This window comes from Paracoccus isoporae, assembly GCF_900101865.1.
GTDB lineage: Bacteria > Pseudomonadota > Alphaproteobacteria > Rhodobacterales > Rhodobacteraceae > Paracoccus > Paracoccus isoporae.
This window is the reverse complement of sequence record NZ_FNAH01000003.1, coordinates 47884-66563: the sequence shown is the minus strand read 5'-3', so window position 1 is coordinate 66563 and position 18680 is coordinate 47884. Positions and strand designations below refer to the sequence as shown.

Here is an 18680-nt window from a genome sequence, read left to right as displayed (position 1 = left end):
ATTTCCGTGATCCCGCGCAACGCATCCGCCCCGCCGCGAGTTGGTGCGGCGGAAAGACATGGAAAGGACAACGACCATGAAACATCTCTATCTCACCTCCGCCCTTCTCCTCTCGCTCGGCGGCGCGGCCTTCGCCCAGACCGCCACCGAGGACACGGCGATGGAAACCGACGCCGCCCAGGCCGCGGCCGAAGCGCCAGCCGCCGACGCCGCCGCCGCCGATCCGGGTGCCGCAATGCAGACCGGGCTTCTGCGCGCCGAGGCGCTCGACGGCGCCGAGATCTACTCGGTCGACATCACCGGCGAAACCGACTGGGACGACAGCGTCGCCTATACCGAGATCGACGCCGAATGGGAGCAGATCGGCGAGCTGGAAGACCTGGTCCTGAACGCCAATGGCGAGATCGTCGGCGCCATTGCCGAGATCGGCGGTTTCCTGGGCCTGGGCGAAAAGGAAGTCATGCTGGAACCGGGCGAGATGTCCATCGTCGTGACCGATGACCGGATCGCCGTGGTCTCTGCACTCAGCCAGGAGGCGCTGGAACAGCGCGAGGAGCTGGCCGAGGAAATCCGCGACGACGACTGATCGCGCCGCCCTTCGACATTCCGAACGCCCCGGCACCGTCCGGGGCGTTCCCGTTTGAACCGGCGGGGAAACTGCATTATTTCCGGCAGATGCCACTGGCCCTCTGTCACCACGCGAAAACGGAAGCTGCGATGACAAAGTCGAACACTGTCTGGGACAACCCCGCCGCGATCATCCGCGATCTGCAACCCGAAAACCCGGTCATGGTGTTCGCGCCCTCGGTGCTGCGCGCCACGGCGCAGCGGTTCCTGGACGGGTTTCCGGGGCTCGTGACCTATGCGGTCAAGTCCAACCCGGACGAGCAGGTCATCGCCGAACTGGTCGATTCCGGGATCACCGGCTTCGACGTGGCCTCGCCCGCCGAGATCGCGCTGATCGGCCGCATGGCGCCCGGCGCGGCGCGCCATTACCACAACCCGGTGCGCTCCCGCGACGAAATCGCCCAGGCGGTCGAGGCAGGCGTCAAGGCCTGGTCCGTGGACAGCGAATCGGAACTGGCCAAGCTGATCGACGCCGTGCCAACCGAGAATTGCGAGATCTCGCCGCGCTTCAAGCTGCCGGTGGCGGGGGCGATCTATGATTTCGGCTCCAAGTTCGGGGCCACGCCGGACCTGGCCGCGCAATTGCTGCGCCGGGTCGCGGATGCGGGCTTCATCCCGTCGCTCACCTTCCATCCCGGCACGCAATGCACCGATCCCGGCGCCTGGGAACATTACATCCGCACCGCGCGCGACATCTGCGACATGGCCGGTGTGCGGGCGCGGCGGCTGAATGTCGGCGGCGGCTTCCCCTCGCACCGGGTGAACGGCGTCGAACCGGCGCTGGAGGACATCTTCGATCTCATCGGCCGCGTTACCGCGGAGGTGTTCGGGGACGACGCGCCGGGTCTGGTCTGCGAGCCGGGCCGGGGGATCTGCGCCGACGCCTTCTCGCTCATCACGCGGGTCAAGGCAGTGCGCGACGGCACCCATGTCTTCCTGAATGACGGCGTCTATGGCGGGTTGGCCGAACTGCCCGTAGTCGGCAATATCGACCGGATCGAGTTGCTGGGTCCCGACGGCACCCCGCGCGGCGGCGACGAATCGGGCCGGGTCATCTTCGGGCCGACCTGCGATTCGGTCGATCGCCTGCCCGGAGAGCTGACCCTGCCCGGCGCGGTGGAGGAGGGCGACTACCTGATCTTCCACGGCTGCGGCGCCTATTCGGTTGTGACCAATACCCGCTTCAACGGCTTTGGCGAGATGGAACGCGCCACGGCCCACCGGCTGGGCTGAGCCGGGCTCGGCACCGGCGCCGGGCCAGAGGCCGGGGCAGGTGCTGGGGATCACACGCCCGACCCGCCGGATCAGCGGCCTCTCCTCAAGCGCATGGTCGCGCCGATGAGATATCCGGATCGCGCCCGTCGCCACCGCTAGCCCCGGAAGCCCCGCACCGCAAATAGCGCTCCGCGGCGGAGCGCCCCCCGCCGCCGGTCATCGGGGCCGCGGCATCGCGTGTCTGCACGTCCGGTGTACATCCGGTGTACAGCCTGTGTACGCGCCGTGCACGCCGCCTTGCGCCGGGCGGACAATAAGCGGGATGCATCGGTCCATGTTCCCGGAAGGAATTGCTGCTAGGTTCGAGCCATGAGTCGCCCGCCCGTCACCCATGTCGTTCTGATCGACGGCACCTTCGCCTCGCTGATGGCGGGGCGGCACTCCAATATCGGCCGGATTTACAGGCTCCTTCGCCCCTTGCGCGGGGTGGATCTGCGCGTCCGCTACGCCGCCGGACAGCAATGGGAAGACTGGGGGAGCCTGATCGGAATCGCGATGGGCCACGGCATGGGCAGCCGCATCCGCGATGCCTATGGCTGGCTTGCCACAGCTTATCGCCCCGGCGACCGGATCATCCTGCTGGGTTATTCGCGCGGAGCCTTCGCCATTAGGTCTCTCGCCGGTATGATTGGCCAGGTCGGGCTTCTGCGCGCCCAGGAGGCGACGACACGGAATATACGCAGCTTATGGCGGAACTACCGCACCGGAACCGATGATGCAGCGCGCGCCGAATTGCGGCGCAGGCTGTGTCATGATGGGGTTCCCATCGCGTTTCTCGGGGTGTTCGACACGGTGATGGCGCTCGGGATCCGCCTGCCGATGCTGTGGATGCTGACCGAGCCGCGCTATCGCTTCCACGACCAGCAACTCGGCGGCAATGTGCAGCGCGCGGCGCAGGCCCTGGCGCTGAACGAAACCCGCAAAGCCTACCAGCCGATCCTGTGGCGCAGCGCCGACCACCCGCCGGGCGCGGTGCGCCAGATGTGGTTCCGCGGCTATCATTCCGATATCGGCGGCCAGCTCTGGGGGGCGGAGGACTCGCGGCCATTGGCCAATATTCCGCTGGTCTGGATGCTGGACCAGGCCGAGGCCGCGGGCATGAGGCTGCCGGATGGCTGGCGCGCCCGGTTCCGCGGCGACGCCGACGCGCCGCCGGTCGGGAACTGGCGCGGCTGGGGCAAGGCGTTCCTGGCCCGCGCGCCGCGCCTCGCCGGCCATGACGCCAGCGAGGATCTGCATGGATCGGTCGCCCGACCTTATGGCGGCCCGGCGGTGCTGACTGGCCATCTCGCGCCCTTCGCGGAAGACCACACCGGCCGCCGCGCCCGCCGCCGCCAACGCCATCTGCGCCGCGCCGGAAACTGGCATCACTGAGCCGTTGCCGGCCCTGATTTGCTGGGTTTTCAGGCGGCGAGACCCGTGCGCTCCACGCCCAGATCCTCACACACGGCAAGGGTCAGCTCCGGCCTGTTCAGCGTGTAGAAATGCAGATGCTCGACCCCGCCATCCAGCAGGTCGCGGCACAGCGTCACGCACAGATTCCGCGCCAGGGCGGCCTCGCCCTCCTTGCCCGCGCGCTCGAACGCCTCGACCGCCCAGCCGGGCACCGAGGTGCCGCAGCGCTCGGCGAATTTGCGCGCGCCGGTCCAGCTCTGGATCGGCAGGATGCCGGGCAGGACCGGCGCGTCGATCCCCGCCGCGACACAGGCGTCGCGGAAGCGGAAGAACGTGTCGGCATCGAAGAAGAACTGGGTGATGGCCGAACTGGCCCCGGCATCCATCTTGCGCTTCAGAAACGCCACATCGGCATTGCTGGAGCCGCCCGAATCGGGATGCGGTTCGGGATAGGCCCCGGCGCGGATGGTGATGTCGCCGCGCGCCGCAATCGCCTCGATCAGCTCGACGGAGGAGGCGAACCCGTCGGGATGCGCTGTCCAGCGGTCCTCTCCCTTCGGGGCATCGCCGCGCAGCGCCACGATCTCGCGCACGCCCGAGGCCGCGTATTCATCGACGATCTGCAGCGTTTCCTCGCGGCTGGCATTCACGCAGGTCAGATGCGCCGCCACGTTCAGCCCATAATGATCGGACAGCGCCGTCACCGCCTCATGCGTCAACTGCCGGGTCGTGCCGCCCGCCCCGTAAGTCACGGACACAAATTCCGGCGCCAGCGGCGCCAACGCGCCCGCCGTTTCCCAGAGCCGGAACGAGGCGTCCAGATTGCGCGGCGGGAAAAACTCAAAACTGACATTCGGCGTGGGCATGAACAATATCCTTGAAGCTTGCCCCCTTGTGCCATTCCCGGCGGCGTGAGACAAATTCATAATCCACAAGTTTTTTATGAAACACATGCATCTCGAACTTCGTCATCTCCGCACGGTGCGCGCCATTCACGACCAGGGCGGGCTGGCCCGTGCCGCCGAGACGCTGAACATCACCCAGTCGGCGCTGTCGCACCAGGTCAAGGCGCTGGAGGAGCAGGTGGGCGTGGAGCTGTTCGTGCGCCGCGCCCGGCCGATGCGCCTGTCCGCGGCGGGGCTGCGCCTGCTGCGTCTGGCCGAACAGGTGCTGCCGCAGGTCGAGGCGGCGGAGGCCGAGCTGAAGGGGGTCGAGGCAGGGCGGGTCGGGCGGCTGCATGTCGCGCTGGAATGCCATGCCTGTTTCGACTGGATCCTGCCCGCGCTCGACCAGTTCCGGCGCGGCTTCCCCGAGGTCGATCTGGACATCCGCCAGCGTCTGGCCTTTACCGCGCTGCCCGCACTGCAGCGCGAGGAGGTCGATCTGGTCATTTCGATGGATCCCGACGACCTGCCGGAGATCCATTTCGAGCCGCTGTTCGACTACTCGCCCACGCTTGTCGTGTCCGCCATGCACGCGCTGGCCGGACGCGGATGGGTCAGGCCCGAGGATTTGGCGCCCGAAACCCTGATCGTCTATCCGATGTATCGCGAGCGCCTGGACGTGTTCTCGGAGTTTCTCGGCCCCGCCAAGGTCGAGCCGCGCGAGGTCCGCCAGATCGAGCTGACCGATGTGACGCTGATGCTGGTGGCGGCCGGGCGCGGCGTGGCGGTGATGCCCGACTGGGTGCTGCGCCGTCATGCCGACAATCCCGAGCTGGCGTTTCTGCGGCTGGGAGAGGCCGGCGTGACCCGCACCGTGCACGCCGCGGTGCGGGGGTTGGAATTGCAGCAGCCCTATATGCAGCATTTCCTGCGGCTGGCGAAGCTGGAAGGGGCCAGGAACCGGCGTCCGCTGGCCTGAGGCGCGGCGGGGCGCGCGCGGCGCGGCGCGCAGGCAATGGCTTCCCTTTGCGCGCCATTGCCCCTAAACCCCCGCCAAACCGGGATTCAGGAGCCGCGCCATGCCGAGCGCCAATATGAACGTGATGATCAAGGCCGCCCGCAAGGCGGGCCGCAGCCTGGTCAAGGATTTCCGCGAGGTCGAGAACCTTCAGGTCAGCGTGAAGGGGGCGGGCGATTTCGTCAGCCGCGCCGATCGCGAGGCCGAGAAGATCATCAAGGAAGAGCTGCGCGGCGCGCGGCCGAATTACGGCTGGATCGGCGAGGAGACCGGCGAGGAGCCGGGAGAGGATCCGACCCGCCGCTGGATCGTCGATCCGCTGGATGGCACCACCAATTTTCTGCACGGCCTGCCGCATTGGGCGGTCTCCATCGCGCTTGAGCATAAGAGTGAGATCGTCGCGGCGGTGATTTTCGACGCCGCCAAGGACGAGCTTTACACCGCCGAAAAGGGGGGTGGGGCCTGGATGAACGGGCAGCGGCTCAGGGTCTCGGGCCGGCGCCAGATGATCGAATCGATCTTCGCCACCGGGGTTCCGTTCGGCGGGCGCAACACGCTGCCGGCGACGCTGAAGGATCTGGCCCGGCTGATGCCGCTGACCGCAGGGGTGCGCCGCTTCGGGGCGGCGTCGCTGGATCTCGCCTATGTCGCGGCAGGCCGCTATGACGGCTACTGGGAGCGCGGCATCCATTCCTGGGACGTCGCGGCGGGGATCTTGCTGGTCAAGGAGGCCGGCGGGTTCGTCGAGGCGATAAGGGGCGAGGGGCCGGTGGTCGATGCCGGTAACATTGTCTGCGCCAACCCGCAGCTTTTCCCCGAACTCGCCACGCAGATCCGGAGCTGGGACTGATGCATCGCTGGCCGGTCCGGGTCTATTACGAGGACACCGACCTGGCCGGGATCGTCTATTACGCCAATTACCTGAAATATATCGAGCGCGCCCGGACCGAATGGATCCGCGCGCTCGGGGTGGATCAGGCGCGGCTGAAGGCGGAGCAGGGTCTCGTCTTCGCCGTCCGGCGGGTGGAGGCGGATTACCTGTCGCCCGCCGTCTTCGATGATGCGCTGAGCGTCACGACCGAAGCGGTCCGCATCACCCCCGCCCGGATCGAGCTTGCGCAGACCGTTCTGCGCGGCGACCATGTCCTGTTTGCAGCGCGGGTGGTGCTGGCCTGTCTGGGCGCGGATATGCGGCCGCGGCGGCTGCCTGGCGATCTAGCGCACATCATGGGAAGTTGAACGCCAATTCGTTGGTCGTCGCGCGCCGGATCTGCTAGAACACCCGGCAAAGGCCGAAAATGGCTGGCATAACGGGCAGATCATGGAACAACTTGACTTTTCGCTGATCGCATTGTTCATGCGTGCCTCGCTGATCGTGAAGATCGTGATGGTGCTCTTGATCCTTGCATCCTTCTGGTCCTGGGCGCTCATCATCCAGAAGCTGATGAAGTTTTCCGCCGCGCGGGGGGAGGCGGCGAAATTCGACCGCGCCTTCTGGTCGGGCGAGCCTCTGGACGATCTTTATGACCGGCTGGGCGACAAGCCGCGCGGGGCTGCGGAGCGGATCTTCGCGGCCGGCATGGGTGAATGGCGCAAGTCGCAGGATGACACCGGCGGCATGATCCCCGGCACGCAGCAGCGCATCGACCGGGCGATGAATGTCGCCATCGGGCGCGAGGAGGTGCGGCTGACGCGGGGGCTGTCCTTCCTTGCGACAATCGGCTCCACCTCGCCCTTCATCGGGCTGTTCGGGACGGTCTGGGGGATCAAGACCGCCTTCGAGCAGATCGCGATTGCGCAGGACACATCGCTGGCCGTGGTGGCGCCGGGCATTGCCGAGGCGCTGCTGGCCACCGCGCTCGGCCTGCTGGCGGCGATTCCGGCGGTAATCTTCTATAACAAGTTCACGGCGGACGCGGACCGGCTGGGCGCGAATTACGAGAATTTCTCGGACGAGTTCTCGACCATCCTCTCGCGCCAGTTGAACGAGGGCTGACCGATGCAGGTCCAGTCCCGCAACCGGCCGGCGCGCAGGGGGCGGTCCCGCCGTCAGCCCATGGCCGAGATCAACGTGACGCCCTTCGTGGACGTGATGCTGGTGCTGCTGGTGATCTTCATGGTGGCGGCCCCGCTGCTGACCGTGGGCGTGCCGCTGCAACTGCCCGATACCGCCGCGAATGCGGTGGCGGCGGAACCGGAGGAGCCGCTGACCATCTCGGTGCCCGCCGAAGGTCCGCTGGTGCTGATGGATGACAGCGTCGAGGAAGCGCAGCTGGTCACCCGGCTGCGCGAGGTTGCCGAGCAGCGCCAGTCGTCGAAGATCTTCCTGCGCGCCGACGGCACGATCCCCTATGCCCGCGTGGTGCAGGTGATGGGGGCGCTGAACGCCGCCGGGTTCAACAATATCGTGCTGGTGACGGAAACCGGCGGGCCGCGGATGGACGGCTGATCCGATGCTGGATCCGGTCGAGATCGAACAGGGACAGGGTCGGGACCGGGCCGAGCGCTTCGGTCTGTGGATCTCTGGCCTCGCCCATACCGGGCTGGTTTTGTGGGCCGTGGTCGGGGGTGCGTTGTTTTCCGCCCGCGAGAATCCGCCGCCACAGTTGACCGAGGTGGTGACGATCTCTGCGCAGGAATTCGAGGAGCTGGCGGCGCGGTCCCGCGGGGCCGGGCCGGTGGGGCAGGCCGATGGCGAAGCGCCGGTCCAGCCCGAAGCGCCCGGCGACACCACCGCGCCCGAGGGCCCGGATCTGGCGCTGGATACCCCGCAGCCCGACAGCAGCGCGACGATCTTGCCGGAGCCCGCGACCACGGCGGAAGCCGCGCCGGATCTGAGCGATGTCGAAACCATGACGCCGCCGGTCGAGGTGGCGACGCTTGCGCCTGCGCCCGCCCCGCCGGAACCCGCCATCGAGGTCGCGCCCGAGACGCCATCTCCCGACGCTGCGCCCGAGACGGCGGCCCCGCAACGGCCGGATGCACCCGTGGCACCCGAACAGCCTGCGGCACCGCCGGTCTCCGAACTGGCGCTGAGCAGCTCGCGCCCGCCGCCGGACCGGCCGGAAGGGCTTCGCGAGGCGGTCCTGGCGGCGCGTCAGGCGGCAGAGGCGGAGGCGGCGGCCGAAGCGGCCGCAGCGGCAGAGGCCGAGCGGCTGGCGGCAGCAGAGGCGGCGCGCGAGGCGGAGCAGCAGCGCCAGGCCGAGGCGGAGGCCGAGCGGCAGGAACAGGAACGACTGGCGCAGGAGGCGGCGGCACGCGAGGCGGAGGCCGAACGCGCCCGGCAGGAAGAAGCGGCGCGGGCAGCGGAGGAAGCGGCGCGCCAGCAGGCCGAGGCTGCGCGGCTGGAGGCGGAGCGTGCCGAACAGGAGCGCCTGGCCGAAGAGGCGCGCCAAGCCGAGGAACAGCGTCGCCGCGAAGCGGAAGAGCAGCGGCGGGCCGAAGAACAGCGGCGCCTGGAAGAACAGCGGCGGGCCGAGGAAGAGCGGCGACTGGAAGAACAGCGCCGGGCCGAAGAAGAGCGCCGCGCCGCCGAGGCCGCAGAGCGCGAGGAAGCCGCGCGGATCGCGCGCGAGGCCCGCCAACAGGCCGCCGAGGCGGCCCGCGCCCGCGCCGAGGCAGAGCTTGCCCGGCAACGCGACCTCGCGCAGCGTCTGGCCGAGCAGGAGCGCCTGCAACAGGAGGCGCTGAACGCGCAGGAGGCCACGCCGAGCCCGGTGGACGGCAACGCGCCGAAGGGGACCGGCGAGGGCGGCGGCTCGGACGTGCTGACCGATGCGCTGAACGATGCCGGTGCAGCCGCGATCAATGCCGACCTGCTGGACGACGCGCTTGCCGATGCGATGGGCGAAACCCGCCTGTCGGAGCGCGACCTCAGCGAGGCGGTGGACATCGCCTCTGTGCCGATGACGCTGGAGGAACGAGATGCATTCCGGGACGCGGTGCAAAGCTGCTGGAACCTTTCGACCCTGTCGCTGGAGGCGGCCGAGACCCGCGTGGTGGTGGGGTTCCAGATGGATCGCGACGGGGTGCCCGATCCCGACAGTTTCCGCATCGTCGATGACCCGGATCCCGATCCCGCCCGCCAGCAGGCCTTCGAGGCGGCCCGCCGCGCCGTGCTGCGCTGCGCGGCCGGCGGCTATGACCTGCCGGACGACAAGTTCTATGAATGGGACGATGTCGAGATGACCTTCACCCCCAACGGGATCGAGGGTCTGCAATGAGGGTCGCGATCCTGTGGCTTGCGGGGCTTCTGGCGCTGCTGCCCGGTCTGGTGGCCGCGCAGGATTCGCCGCTGCGCATCGAGATCACCGAAGGTGTCAGCCGGCCGATGCCGCTGGCGTTGCGCGTCGCGGGGGCCGGGGATGGCGCGGATCAGGATGAAGGCGGATTGGCGGCCGAGATCGCGGCTGTGGTCTCCGCCGATCTGGCGGGCACCGGGCTGTTCGAGATCGTCTCGCCCAAGGATGCGCCGCCGGTGCGCTTCGATCAGGCGGTGGATTATGTGAGCTGGAAGGCGACGGAGATCGAGGCGCTCGTCACCGCGGAGATCACCGCCGATGCCGAGGAGATGTCGCTGCGGTTCCGGCTGTTCGACATCTTCGCGGGCCAGCCGCTTGGCGACGGGATGCAGTTCGATGCCCCCCGCGAGGGGTGGCGGCGCGCCGCGCACAAGCTGTCCGACCAGATCTATGCGCGGCTGACCGGAGAGGAGCCGTATTTCGACAGCCGCGTGGCCTTCATCGGGGAAAGCGGCCCGGCGACGGCCCGCGTCAAGCGGGTGGGGGTGATGGATTACGACGGGGCCGGGCTGAAATGGCTGACCTCTGGCGAGGATCTGGTGCTTTCGCCGCGCTTTTCCCCGGATGGGCGGACCGTGCTCTACACCAGCTATGCGGGCGGCCTGCCGCAGATCATGGCCATAGATGTCGAGACGGTCACCAGCTCTGCCCTGACCCGCGATGCCACGGCGATGAGCTTCGCGCCGCGCTATTCGCCGGGCGGGCAGTGGGTGGCGTTTTCACGCGAAAAGGACGGAAACACCGATATCTGGATCATGCGGGTGTCGAATCCCGGTTTCGCACAGCGTCTGACCCAGGGTCCGTCGATCGACACCGCGCCGTCCTGGTCGCCCGATGGCCAGCGGATCGTGTTCGAGAGCAACCGCTCGGGCAGTTCCCAGCTTTACGTTATGCGCGCCGATGGCAGCGCGCCGGAGCGGATCTCCTTCGGTGAGGACGGCGCCCGGTATGGCGAGCCGCAATGGTCGCCCCGCGGTGACCGCATTGCCTATACCCGCCATGACGGCGCGGGCTCCGCCATCGGCGTGATGCGGCCCGACGGGTCCGGCGAGACCCTGCTGTCGGACGGCCCGGCCGATAGCGGGCCAAGCTGGGCCCCGAACGGGCGTGTGTTGATCTTCACACGATCGAATGGCGATGACGGCGTGCCGCATCTGCATTCGGTGGACATCACGGGCCGAAACATGCGAGCAGTGTCGCTGAATGATGCGGCCTCCGACCCAGCTTGGGGGCCGCTGCTGCCCTGATCGCTGCCGAGGTACCTGTTCATGCGTCTGACCCTGATCCTGCTGAGCGCCGCTCTGGCCCTGTCTGCCTGCGGCATCCCGGATGACAGGCAGATCGTGTCTGCCCCCGCCGCCGATCCTTATGTCACCGGGCCGGGCGGGGTCGCGGTCTATCAGGGCGATGTGAACATGCCCGGAACCCGCCTGCCGGGCGACGCCGCGCCCGCCGCACCCGCGCCGGGGACGGAATTCGCCGCGGTCGGGACGACGGTCTATTTCGGGGAATCTGCTGCGGATCTCTCCGATGAGGCGCGCAGGACGCTGACCCGCCAGGCCGCGTGGCTGACCCAGAACAGCGCCTATGCCGCGGTCATCGAGGGCCATGCGGATGAGCCCGGCACGCGGGAATTCAACCTGGCGCTCGGGGCACGGCGGGCAACCTCGGTGCGGGAATACCTGGTGGCGAACGGGGTGGCGCCGGGCCGCATCCGCACGCTGTCCTACGGCAAGGAACGCCCGGCCTCGATCTGCGGCGCGGAGCCGAGTTGCCTTGAGCGCAATCGCCGGGCCGTCACCCAGGTCAGCCAGAGCCAGGCCGGGGTCTGATGCGCGGCGCGCGCCTGTCGCTGCTGTTTCTGGTCTGCGGCGCGGCTCTGCCGGCGGCCGGGCAGGACATCGCGCCGATGGGCGGTGCCATTGCGCTCGATGACCCGGCCCTTGTCGAAGGTCTGGAGGCGCTGCCGCAGCAGGGCAGCGAGGCGGTCGAGCAGGACCCCGTGAGCGCGGGAGCGGCCGCGGAGATGGACCCGGACACGCTGGCCGACATGCAGGCCGATCTGCGCACCATTTCCGCCGATCTCCAGGGCTTGCGGGCAGAGCTGCTCGCCTCCGGTGCGCAGGGCTTCGCGGCGGCGGGCGGAGATTCTGCCATTGACCGCATGAACGCGATGGAAAGCAGGATCGCGGATCTGACCGCGCGCACGGAAAAACTGTCGAACACCATCCGCCGCGTGGTCGCGGAGACCGGCAATCGGATCGGCGATCTGGAATTCCGCCTCTGCGAGCTGGATCCGAACTGCGATCTGGGCGCACTGATGTCTGAACAGCTCGGATCCGGCGCGGCTGCGCCGCCGGGCGCGCCGCCCGCGTCCGCGCCGCCATCCGACATCAGCGCGGTGGTGCTGCCGCCGCCGGCAGACACGCCGGTCGATATTGCCCCGCCCACCGAGGAGGAGCACCGCGAATTCGCCGCCGCGCGTCGCGCGGTGGAGGCGGGCCGCTGGCAGGAGGCCATGACCCAGCTCGACCACCTGGTCAGCGCGCATGCCGGAGGGCCGCTGACGGCGGATTCGCTGTATCTGCTCGGGCTGGCGCAGAACGCGGGCGAGATGCCGGAGGCGGCGGCGAAATCTTGGCTGATGGCGTTTTCGGCCGCGCCGGACGGCGCGCGCGCCGCGGCCAGCCTGCTGGCGCTGTCCGAGGTGCTGGGAGAGATGGGCGAGCCGGGCGATGCCTGTCCGTTTCTGGAGGAGCTGCGCCGTCGCTTCCCCGATTCCGCGGAAGCGGCCGCCGGGACCGAACACCCTGCCGCCGCAGCCTGCGCTGACCAAGCCGCGCCGGAGGGGGACGGTGCCGACTGATCCGAAAGAGCTGGAAAGGCGCGCCTTCGTTGCGCTCGACCGGTTGACGGATGGGGTGTCGGGGCTTGGCCTGGCCGTGTCGGGCGGGGGCGATTCGGTGGCGCTGATGCAGCTCGTCAGCCGCTGGCCGGGGCGTTCGCGCCATGCCGTTTCAGTGGCCACGGTCGATCACGGGCTGCGCGCCGCCTCGGCAGGGGAGGCCTGCGGGGTGGCCCGCGGAGCGGCTCGGCTGGGCTTTCCGCATCAGACGATTCGCTGGGACGCGGGGGACGGGCGCGGCAATCTGATGGCCCGCGCCCGCGCGGCGCGGCTGCGGCTTCTGTCCGACTGGGCCGGGGCGCGCGGTCTGGGGGCGGTGCTGCTGGGTCACACGCGGGACGATGTTGCCGAGACGCTGCTGATGCGGCTGGGACGCGGGGCGGGGATTGACGGCCTCTCGGCGATGACCGAACGGCGCGCCTCGCATGGCGTGGAGTGGCTGCGCCCGCTGCTGGATGTCGGGCGGCAGGAACTGCGCGACTGGCTGCGGCAAACTGACGCAAGCTGGATCGAAGACCCGACCAATGAGGACGAGAGCTTCGACCGCGCCCGGATCCGGCGGGTGATGGCAGAGATGGGGCTGGACCCGGCCATGCTGGCGCTCTCCGCCGCCAACATTGCCGAAGCACGCGCGGCGCTGAACGCGGCCATGTTGCCGCTGATCGAGGATGCCGAAGCACGTCTGGCGGCACTCGTGCTGAACCGCCCGCGCTTTGCGGCCGCGCCGGCCGAATTGCGACGGCGGCTCGTTGTCGCAGCGACCCGATTCGTCACCGGGGGCGATTATCCGCCGCGCCGTTCCGGGGTGGATCACGCGCTGCAATCGCTGGAGGCGGGGACGCGCGTGACGCTGGACGGCGTGGTTCTGGACCCGTCGGGCGACCGGCTTCTGGTGCATCGCGAGCCGGCCGCGGCGACGCGCGCGGCGCTTGATGCGGATCGCTGGGATAACAGGTGGAAAATCATCGGGTTGCGCAAGGGCGACCGGGTCGCAGCCCTTGGCGACGGGGTCGCGAATTTGGACTGGCGGACGCTCGGCACCACCCATCTGGAGGCGCAGGCCCTGCCGGTGGTGGTCCGCGATGGCCGGATCATCCTGCCGCTGCGGGAGGCAGGTGACGGGCTGTCTGCCACGCCGATCCGTGATATGCTGGATTTCCGACGGATTCTGCTTGGGCATTGAACAGCGCAGGCGAATCCCTATTTTCACGGCAAAGCCTTTTTCCCTGTCCCGCCGGAGGAGAGCCCTTTGGGTAACGCACGCAACATCGCCTTCTGGGTCGTCCTGTTCCTCATGATCCTTATGCTGTTCAACCTGTTCAGCGACGGGGCATCCCAGATGAACAGCCGCCAGATCAGCTATTCCGATTTCATCCAGCGGGTGGAGGGCGATCAGGTCTCGACCGTGACCATCGACGGTGAAGATATCTACCTGACAACAAATGACGGCGGCCAGTTCACCACGGTGCGTCCGCAGGGCGAGGAGATCGCCAATGACCTGATCGCCAAGAATGTCGAGGTGCGTGTCGAACCGCAGCAGCAATCCGGCTTCATGTCGTTCCTGGGCGTGTGGCTGCCCTTCATCCTGCTGATCGGGGTGTGGATCTTCTTCATGAACCGGATGCAGGGCGGCGGCAAAGGCGGGGCGATGGGCTTCGGCAAATCGCGCGCCAAGCTGCTGACCGAGAAACATGGACGGGTCACCTTCGACGACGTGGCGGGGATCGACGAGGCCAAGGAAGAGCTTGAGGAGATCGTCGAATTCCTGCGCAACCCGCAGAAATTCAGCCGTCTGGGCGGCAAGATCCCGAAAGGGGCGTTGCTGGTGGGCCCGCCGGGCACGGGTAAGACGCTGCTGGCGCGTGCCATCGCGGGCGAGGCCGGGGTGCCGTTCTTCACCATCTCTGGTTCCGACTTCGTGGAGATGTTCGTGGGTGTCGGTGCCAGCCGCGTCCGCGACATGTTCGAACAGGCCAAGAAATCCGCCCCCTGCATCGTCTTCATCGACGAGATCGACGCGGTCGGCCGCGCCCGCGGCGTCGGCATCGGCGGCGGCAATGACGAGCGCGAGCAGACGCTGAACCAGTTGCTTGTCGAGATGGACGGGTTCGACGCCAATGATGGCGTCATCATCATCGCCGCGACCAACCGCAAGGACGTTCTGGACCCGGCGCTGCTGCGTCCGGGCCGGTTTGACCGCAACATCCATGTGCCCAATCCCGACATCAAGGGGCGCGAGAAGATCCTTGGCGTGCATGCCAAGAAGGTGCCGCAGGGACCCGATGTCGATCTGCGCATCATCGCGCGCGGGACGCCCGGATTCTCCGGCGCGGATCTGATGAACCTGGTCAACGAAGCGGCGCTGACCGCGGCGCGGATCGGGCGGCGCTTCGTGACCATGGAGGATTTCGAGAACGCCAAGGACAAGGTCATGCTGGGTGTCGAGCGCCGAAGCATGGTGCTGACGCCCGAGCAGAAGGAAAAGACCGCCTATCACGAGGCCGGCCACGCCATCGTGGGTCTCTCGCTGCCGAAATGCGATCCGGTCTACAAGGCGACGATCATCCCGCGCGGCGGTGCGCTCGGCATGGTGGTGTCGCTGCCCGAGATGGATCGGCTGAATTTCCACAAGGACGAGGTCAAGCAGAAGCTGGCGATGACCATGGCCGGTAAAGCGGCTGAGATCATCAAATACGGCGAGGATGGCGTCTCGAACGGTCCCGCTGGAGACATCCAGCAGGCCAGCCAGCTTGCCCGCGCGATGGTGATGCGCTGGGGCATGTCCGACAAGGTCGGCAATATCGACTACGCCGAGGCGCATGAAGGCTATTCCGGCAATACTGGCGGGTTCTCGGTCTCGGCGGCGACGAAAGAGCTGATCGAGCAGGAAGTGCGTGAGCTGATCGAGGAAGGCTACCAGGAGGCGCGGCGGATCCTCATCGACAAGGAAGAGGAATTCGAGCGGCTGGCGCAGGGGCTTCTGGAATACGAGACGCTGACCGGCGAAGAGATCGGCAAGGTCATCCGCGGCGAGGCGCTTGGCGGCGATGACGACACGCCGTCCTCGGGCATCCCGCAGGTGGCCTCCGTCCCGAAGGCCGGACGCGCGCCGGGCTCGGGCGCATCGGAGCCGGTGCCGCAATCGTGACATTGGACATCTGACACAAGCCTGTTCCCCCGGTCGACGGACCGGGGGGAGTGTCGTTTTTCAGTTTACATTGGCAATGCCGGAACTTCCGCTACAAAACCATCAGGACGGAAACACCGACCACAAGCGCAAGCGCGAAACCCAGGTTGATAATCACGCCAATTCTGTCCATGGCGTATCCTTTCGTCGCAGCCTCATGCTGCATTATGTGACAAAACGCGGCAATCCGGTGGCAGTTCCGATTCTCCAGCCCTGATTCTGCACTGCGGCATGTTTGCAACGCCAGGGTTGCGGCCGGGCCGGCGCGCGGTTTACAGGAAGCCCATGCGGACCAACGAGATTCACGACATGACGACCCTGCGCAGCCAGATCGACGCGCTGGATGAGCAGTTGATCGCGCTTCTGGCGCAGCGCAGCCGTCTGATCGACCGCGCCGCCGAGATCAAGGCGCGAGAGAACCTGCCCGCGCGAATCGAGTCCCGCGTCGAGGAGGTGGCGATGCTGGCCCGCAGTCGTGCCCGCGAGGCCGGGCTGGACCCGGATCTGGCCGAGGCGCTGTGGCGCCGGATGATGGAGCATTTCATCGCCCAGGAAGAGTCACAGCTGGGCCGTCCCTGACACCGGGACGGACCCAAACTTGCAGTGGAATTTCCGGTGGCGATGGACTAGGCCGTCGCGGGACAGGGTTGTCTCGGGGAAGATGAATGACGGCGACGCGGATAGACGGCAAGGCCCATGCGGCCCGATTGCGGGCACGGATCGCGGAACAGGTCGCGGAGCTGAAGCAGGCGCATGATCTGGTTCCGGGGCTGGCCGTCGTGCTGGTCGGTGAGGATCCCGCAAGCCAGGTCTATGTCGCCTCCAAGGGCAAGCAGACCGTCGAGGCCGGGATGAAGAGCTTCGAGCATCGCCTGCCGGCGGATGCGACGCAGGCGGAGCTGCTGGCGCTGATCGGCCGGCTGAACGCGGATGCGGAGGTGCATGGCATTCTGGTCCAGCTTCCGCTGCCGGGCCATATCAACGAATCCGAGGTCATCAACGCAATTGCGGTGAAAAAGGATGTGGACGGGTTTACCGTGGCCAATTCCGGGCGGCTGGCGACGGGTCAGCGGGCAATGGTGCCCTGCACGCCGCTGGGGTGCCTGATGCTGCTGCGCGATCAGATGGGCGATCTTTCGGGCAAGGAGGCGGTGGTGATCGGCCGGTCGAACATCGTCGGCAAGCCGATGGCGTCGCTGCTTCTGGGAGACAATGCCACGGTGACCGTCGCCCATTCACGCACGAAGGATCTGCCCGAGGTGGTGCGCCGCGCCGATATCGTCGTGGCGGCGGTGGGCCGCCCCGAGATGGTGAAGGGTGATTGGCTCAAGCCCGGCGCGGTCGTCATCGATGTGGGGATCAACCGCACAGAGGCCGGGCTGGTGGGCGACGTGGATTATGCTTCGGCCGTCGAGATCGCCGCGGCAGTAACGCCGGTGCCGGGCGGGGTCGGCCCGATGACGATCGCCTGCCTGCTGGCCAACACGCTGACCGCCTGTTGCCGGGCGAATGATCTGCCCGATCCGGCAGGTCTGACCGGCTGACAGGGCTTCCTCCAAGCGGACCGCTGCGACGCTCAGAAATCGACGCAGATGCCCTTTTTCTCGTAATCCCCGTAGCGCACCGGCTCCGGCCCGTCGCGACCGCCCAGTTCGATCGGAAGGACCGGTTTCTCGGCGGCAAGGCGGCGGCGCTCTTCCGCTTCGGCTAGGGCGCGCAGCGCGGCTTGGGGCAGGTCGCGCGTCTCGGTCATGGCAGCTTGCCTTTCATTGCGGTAACAGGACGGTATCTAGGGAAGGGGCCGGGATTGGACAAGGCAAAGACGACCCGATCGCCGCAGGATCCGGCGCGCAAGGGCGCGCTGCGGCTGATCGGCGGGGTGTTGGAGGGGCAGTCCCTCGCGGAACAGGCGGGCGCGATTGCGCGGCTGGCCCCGCAGGACAAGGCGCGGGCGCAGCGGCTGGCGCTGAGCGTGCTGCGCAACATCGACCGGGCCGATAGCTTGCTGGTCACCCATCTGTCGCGCAAGCCGCGCCCGGATGTGCTGAACATCCTGCGGCTCGGCACTGTGGAGTTGCTGGAACATGGCGAAGCACCGCATGGGGTGGTCAATGCCGCGGTCGGCCTGGTGCGCAATGCCGGGCCGAAGGGCCGGGCCGCCGCCGGGATGGTGAATGCGGTGCTGCGCAAGATTTCGGTCCAGCAGACCGACTGGGCCAGCCTGCGGCCGGAGGAAATGCCGGGCTGGCTGCGCGACCCGGTCATCGCGAAGTGGGGTGCGGGGGTGGCCCTGAACATCGAGGCCGCGCATCAGCAGGGCGCGCTGCCAGATCTGAGCGTCAAGCCCGGCCAATCCGCGCCCGGAGAGAGGCTGCCGACCGGCTCCTTCCGCCTGCGCGAGGCGGGCCAGATCAGCCGTCTGCCCGGCTACGCTGAAGGCAACTGGTGGGTGCAGGATGCGGCTGCGGCCCTGGCGGTGCGGATGCTCGATCCGAAGCCGGACGAGTTGATCGTCGATCTCTGCGCCGCGCCGGGTGGCAAGACGCTCCAACTCGCCGCCGCCGGTGCCGCGGTGACGGCCGTGGATATCTCCGCCCCGCGGCTGGAGCGTCTGCGCGAGAACCTCGATCGGTGCGGATTGACGGCCGGAATCGTTGCGGCGGATGCGCTGCATTGGACCCCGGCGACGGCGCCTGACGCGGTCCTTCTGGATGCGCCCTGCTCGGCCACCGGCACGATCCGCCGCCATCCTGATCTGCCGCTGATCCGCGACGGATCGGCCATTGCGGGGCTGTGCGAGCTGCAGGCGCGGCTGATCGACCGGGCGCTCGAGATGCTGCGTCCCGGCGGTCGGCTGGTTTTCGCCACCTGTTCTCTGCTGCCCGCGGAGGGCGAGGATCAGCTCGCCGCGGCGCTTGCGCGGCATCCGGCTGTGGTCGTGGAACCGCCCGACGTTGAGGGGATTTCGCCGGACTGGATCACGGCGCGGGGCGGGTTGCGGCTGCGTCCCGATTACTGGCCGGATCTGGGTGGCATGGACGGGTTCTTCATCGCCCGCTTGCGCAAGCCGGAAACCGCCCGCTAGGCT

19 protein-coding genes are annotated in these 18680 nt (G+C 68.1%); 17 read left to right on the top strand and 2 right to left on the bottom strand.

Going from position 1 to position 18680, the window contains the following annotated elements:
• Window positions 1-76: 76 nt before the first annotated feature.
• The 3 genes from BLT73_RS06610 to BLT73_RS06600 all read left to right on the top strand — a co-directional run bounded on the left by BLT73_RS06610 (window position 77) and on the right by BLT73_RS06600 (window position 3276).
• Complete coding sequence (locus tag BLT73_RS06610; RefSeq protein ID WP_090522071.1) at window positions 77-586, top strand: PRC-barrel domain-containing protein; 510 nt, start codon at window positions 77-79, stop codon at window positions 584-586.
• A gap of 131 nt (window positions 587-717) precedes the next feature.
• Window positions 718-1860, top strand: a complete 1143-nt coding sequence (locus BLT73_RS06605; protein WP_090522543.1) for a type III PLP-dependent enzyme — start codon at window positions 718-720, stop codon at window positions 1858-1860.
• Between the two features lie 351 nt (window positions 1861-2211).
• Entirely contained in the window at window positions 2212-3276 is a 1065-nt protein-coding gene (locus BLT73_RS06600; protein WP_090522069.1) for a DUF2235 domain-containing protein, read from the top strand.
• A 29-nt stretch (window positions 3277-3305) separates the two neighbouring features.
• Here BLT73_RS06600 and BLT73_RS06595 read toward each other — a convergent pair whose 3' ends face one another.
• Window positions 3306-4163, bottom strand: a complete 858-nt coding sequence (locus BLT73_RS06595) for a methylenetetrahydrofolate reductase (protein WP_090522067.1) — start codon at window positions 4161-4163, stop codon at window positions 3306-3308.
• An 85-nt stretch (window positions 4164-4248) separates the two neighbouring features.
• Here BLT73_RS06595 and BLT73_RS06590 point away from each other — a divergent pair, with 85 nt between their 5' ends.
• The 13 genes from BLT73_RS06590 to folD all read left to right on the top strand — a co-directional run bounded on the left by BLT73_RS06590 (window position 4249) and on the right by folD (window position 17136).
• The gene (locus BLT73_RS06590; RefSeq protein WP_090522541.1) at window positions 4249-5160 is read left to right on the top strand and encodes a LysR family transcriptional regulator; all 912 of its coding nucleotides are present in this window, start codon (window positions 4249-4251) and stop codon (window positions 5158-5160) included.
• A gap of 100 nt (window positions 5161-5260) precedes the next feature.
• Entirely contained in the window at window positions 5261-6049 is a 789-nt protein-coding gene (locus BLT73_RS06585) for an inositol monophosphatase family protein (RefSeq protein ID WP_090522065.1), read from the top strand.
• The gene (ybgC, locus tag BLT73_RS06580; RefSeq protein WP_425438807.1) at window positions 6049-6438 is read left to right on the top strand and encodes a tol-pal system-associated acyl-CoA thioesterase; all 390 of its coding nucleotides are present in this window, start codon (window positions 6049-6051) and stop codon (window positions 6436-6438) included. The genes BLT73_RS06585 and ybgC overlap by 1 nt, the downstream gene beginning before the upstream one ends.
• An 82-nt stretch (window positions 6439-6520) precedes the next feature.
• Entirely contained in the window at window positions 6521-7195 is a 675-nt protein-coding gene (gene tolQ / locus BLT73_RS06575; RefSeq protein ID WP_090522061.1) for a protein TolQ, read from the top strand.
• 3 nt (window positions 7196-7198) lie between these two features.
• A complete protein-coding gene (locus tag BLT73_RS06570; RefSeq protein WP_090522059.1) occupies window positions 7199-7648 on the top strand; it encodes an ExbD/TolR family protein in 450 nt (149 codons plus the stop codon).
• A 4-nt stretch (window positions 7649-7652) separates the two neighbouring features.
• Window positions 7653-9422 (top strand): hypothetical protein, encoded by a 1770-nt coding sequence (locus BLT73_RS06565; RefSeq protein WP_090522057.1) that lies wholly within the window; start codon window positions 7653-7655, stop codon window positions 9420-9422.
• Window positions 9419-10747: a Tol-Pal system beta propeller repeat protein TolB gene (gene tolB / locus BLT73_RS06560; RefSeq protein ID WP_090522056.1), complete on the top strand. Its 1329-nt coding sequence runs from the start codon at window positions 9419-9421 to the stop codon at window positions 10745-10747. The genes BLT73_RS06565 and tolB overlap by 4 nt, the downstream gene beginning before the upstream one ends.
• Window positions 10748-10768: 21 nt before the next feature.
• Window positions 10769-11332, top strand: a complete 564-nt coding sequence (locus tag BLT73_RS06555) for an OmpA family protein (protein WP_090522054.1) — start codon at window positions 10769-10771, stop codon at window positions 11330-11332.
• Window positions 11332-12366 (top strand): tetratricopeptide repeat protein, encoded by a 1035-nt coding sequence (locus tag BLT73_RS06550; protein WP_090522052.1) that lies wholly within the window; start codon window positions 11332-11334, stop codon window positions 12364-12366. Before BLT73_RS06555 ends, BLT73_RS06550 begins: the two co-directional genes overlap by 1 nt.
• On the top strand, window positions 12356-13588 hold the full coding sequence (gene tilS, locus BLT73_RS06545; RefSeq protein ID WP_090522050.1) for a tRNA lysidine(34) synthetase TilS: 1233 nt from the start codon (window positions 12356-12358) through the stop codon (window positions 13586-13588). The genes BLT73_RS06550 and tilS overlap by 11 nt, the downstream gene beginning before the upstream one ends.
• Window positions 13589-13654: 66 nt before the next feature.
• Entirely contained in the window at window positions 13655-15553 is a 1899-nt protein-coding gene (gene ftsH / locus BLT73_RS06540) for an ATP-dependent zinc metalloprotease FtsH (RefSeq protein WP_090522049.1), read from the top strand.
• A 324-nt stretch (window positions 15554-15877) separates the two neighbouring features.
• Window positions 15878-16171, top strand: coding sequence for a chorismate mutase (locus BLT73_RS06535; protein ID WP_090522047.1), 294 nt, complete (start codon window positions 15878-15880; stop codon window positions 16169-16171).
• An 86-nt stretch (window positions 16172-16257) separates the two neighbouring features.
• A complete protein-coding gene (gene folD, locus BLT73_RS06530) occupies window positions 16258-17136 on the top strand; it encodes a bifunctional methylenetetrahydrofolate dehydrogenase/methenyltetrahydrofolate cyclohydrolase FolD (RefSeq protein ID WP_090522045.1) in 879 nt (292 codons plus the stop codon).
• Between the two features lie 32 nt (window positions 17137-17168).
• Here the strand turns inward: folD and BLT73_RS06525 are convergent, their stop codons facing one another.
• Window positions 17169-17345, bottom strand: coding sequence for a DUF1674 domain-containing protein (locus BLT73_RS06525; protein ID WP_090522043.1), 177 nt, complete (start codon window positions 17343-17345; stop codon window positions 17169-17171).
• A gap of 54 nt (window positions 17346-17399) precedes the next feature.
• Here BLT73_RS06525 and BLT73_RS06520 point away from each other — a divergent pair, with 54 nt between their 5' ends.
• The gene (locus tag BLT73_RS06520; RefSeq protein WP_090522041.1) at window positions 17400-18677 is read left to right on the top strand and encodes an RsmB/NOP family class I SAM-dependent RNA methyltransferase; all 1278 of its coding nucleotides are present in this window, start codon (window positions 17400-17402) and stop codon (window positions 18675-18677) included.
• Window positions 18678-18680: the final 3 nt, after the last annotated feature.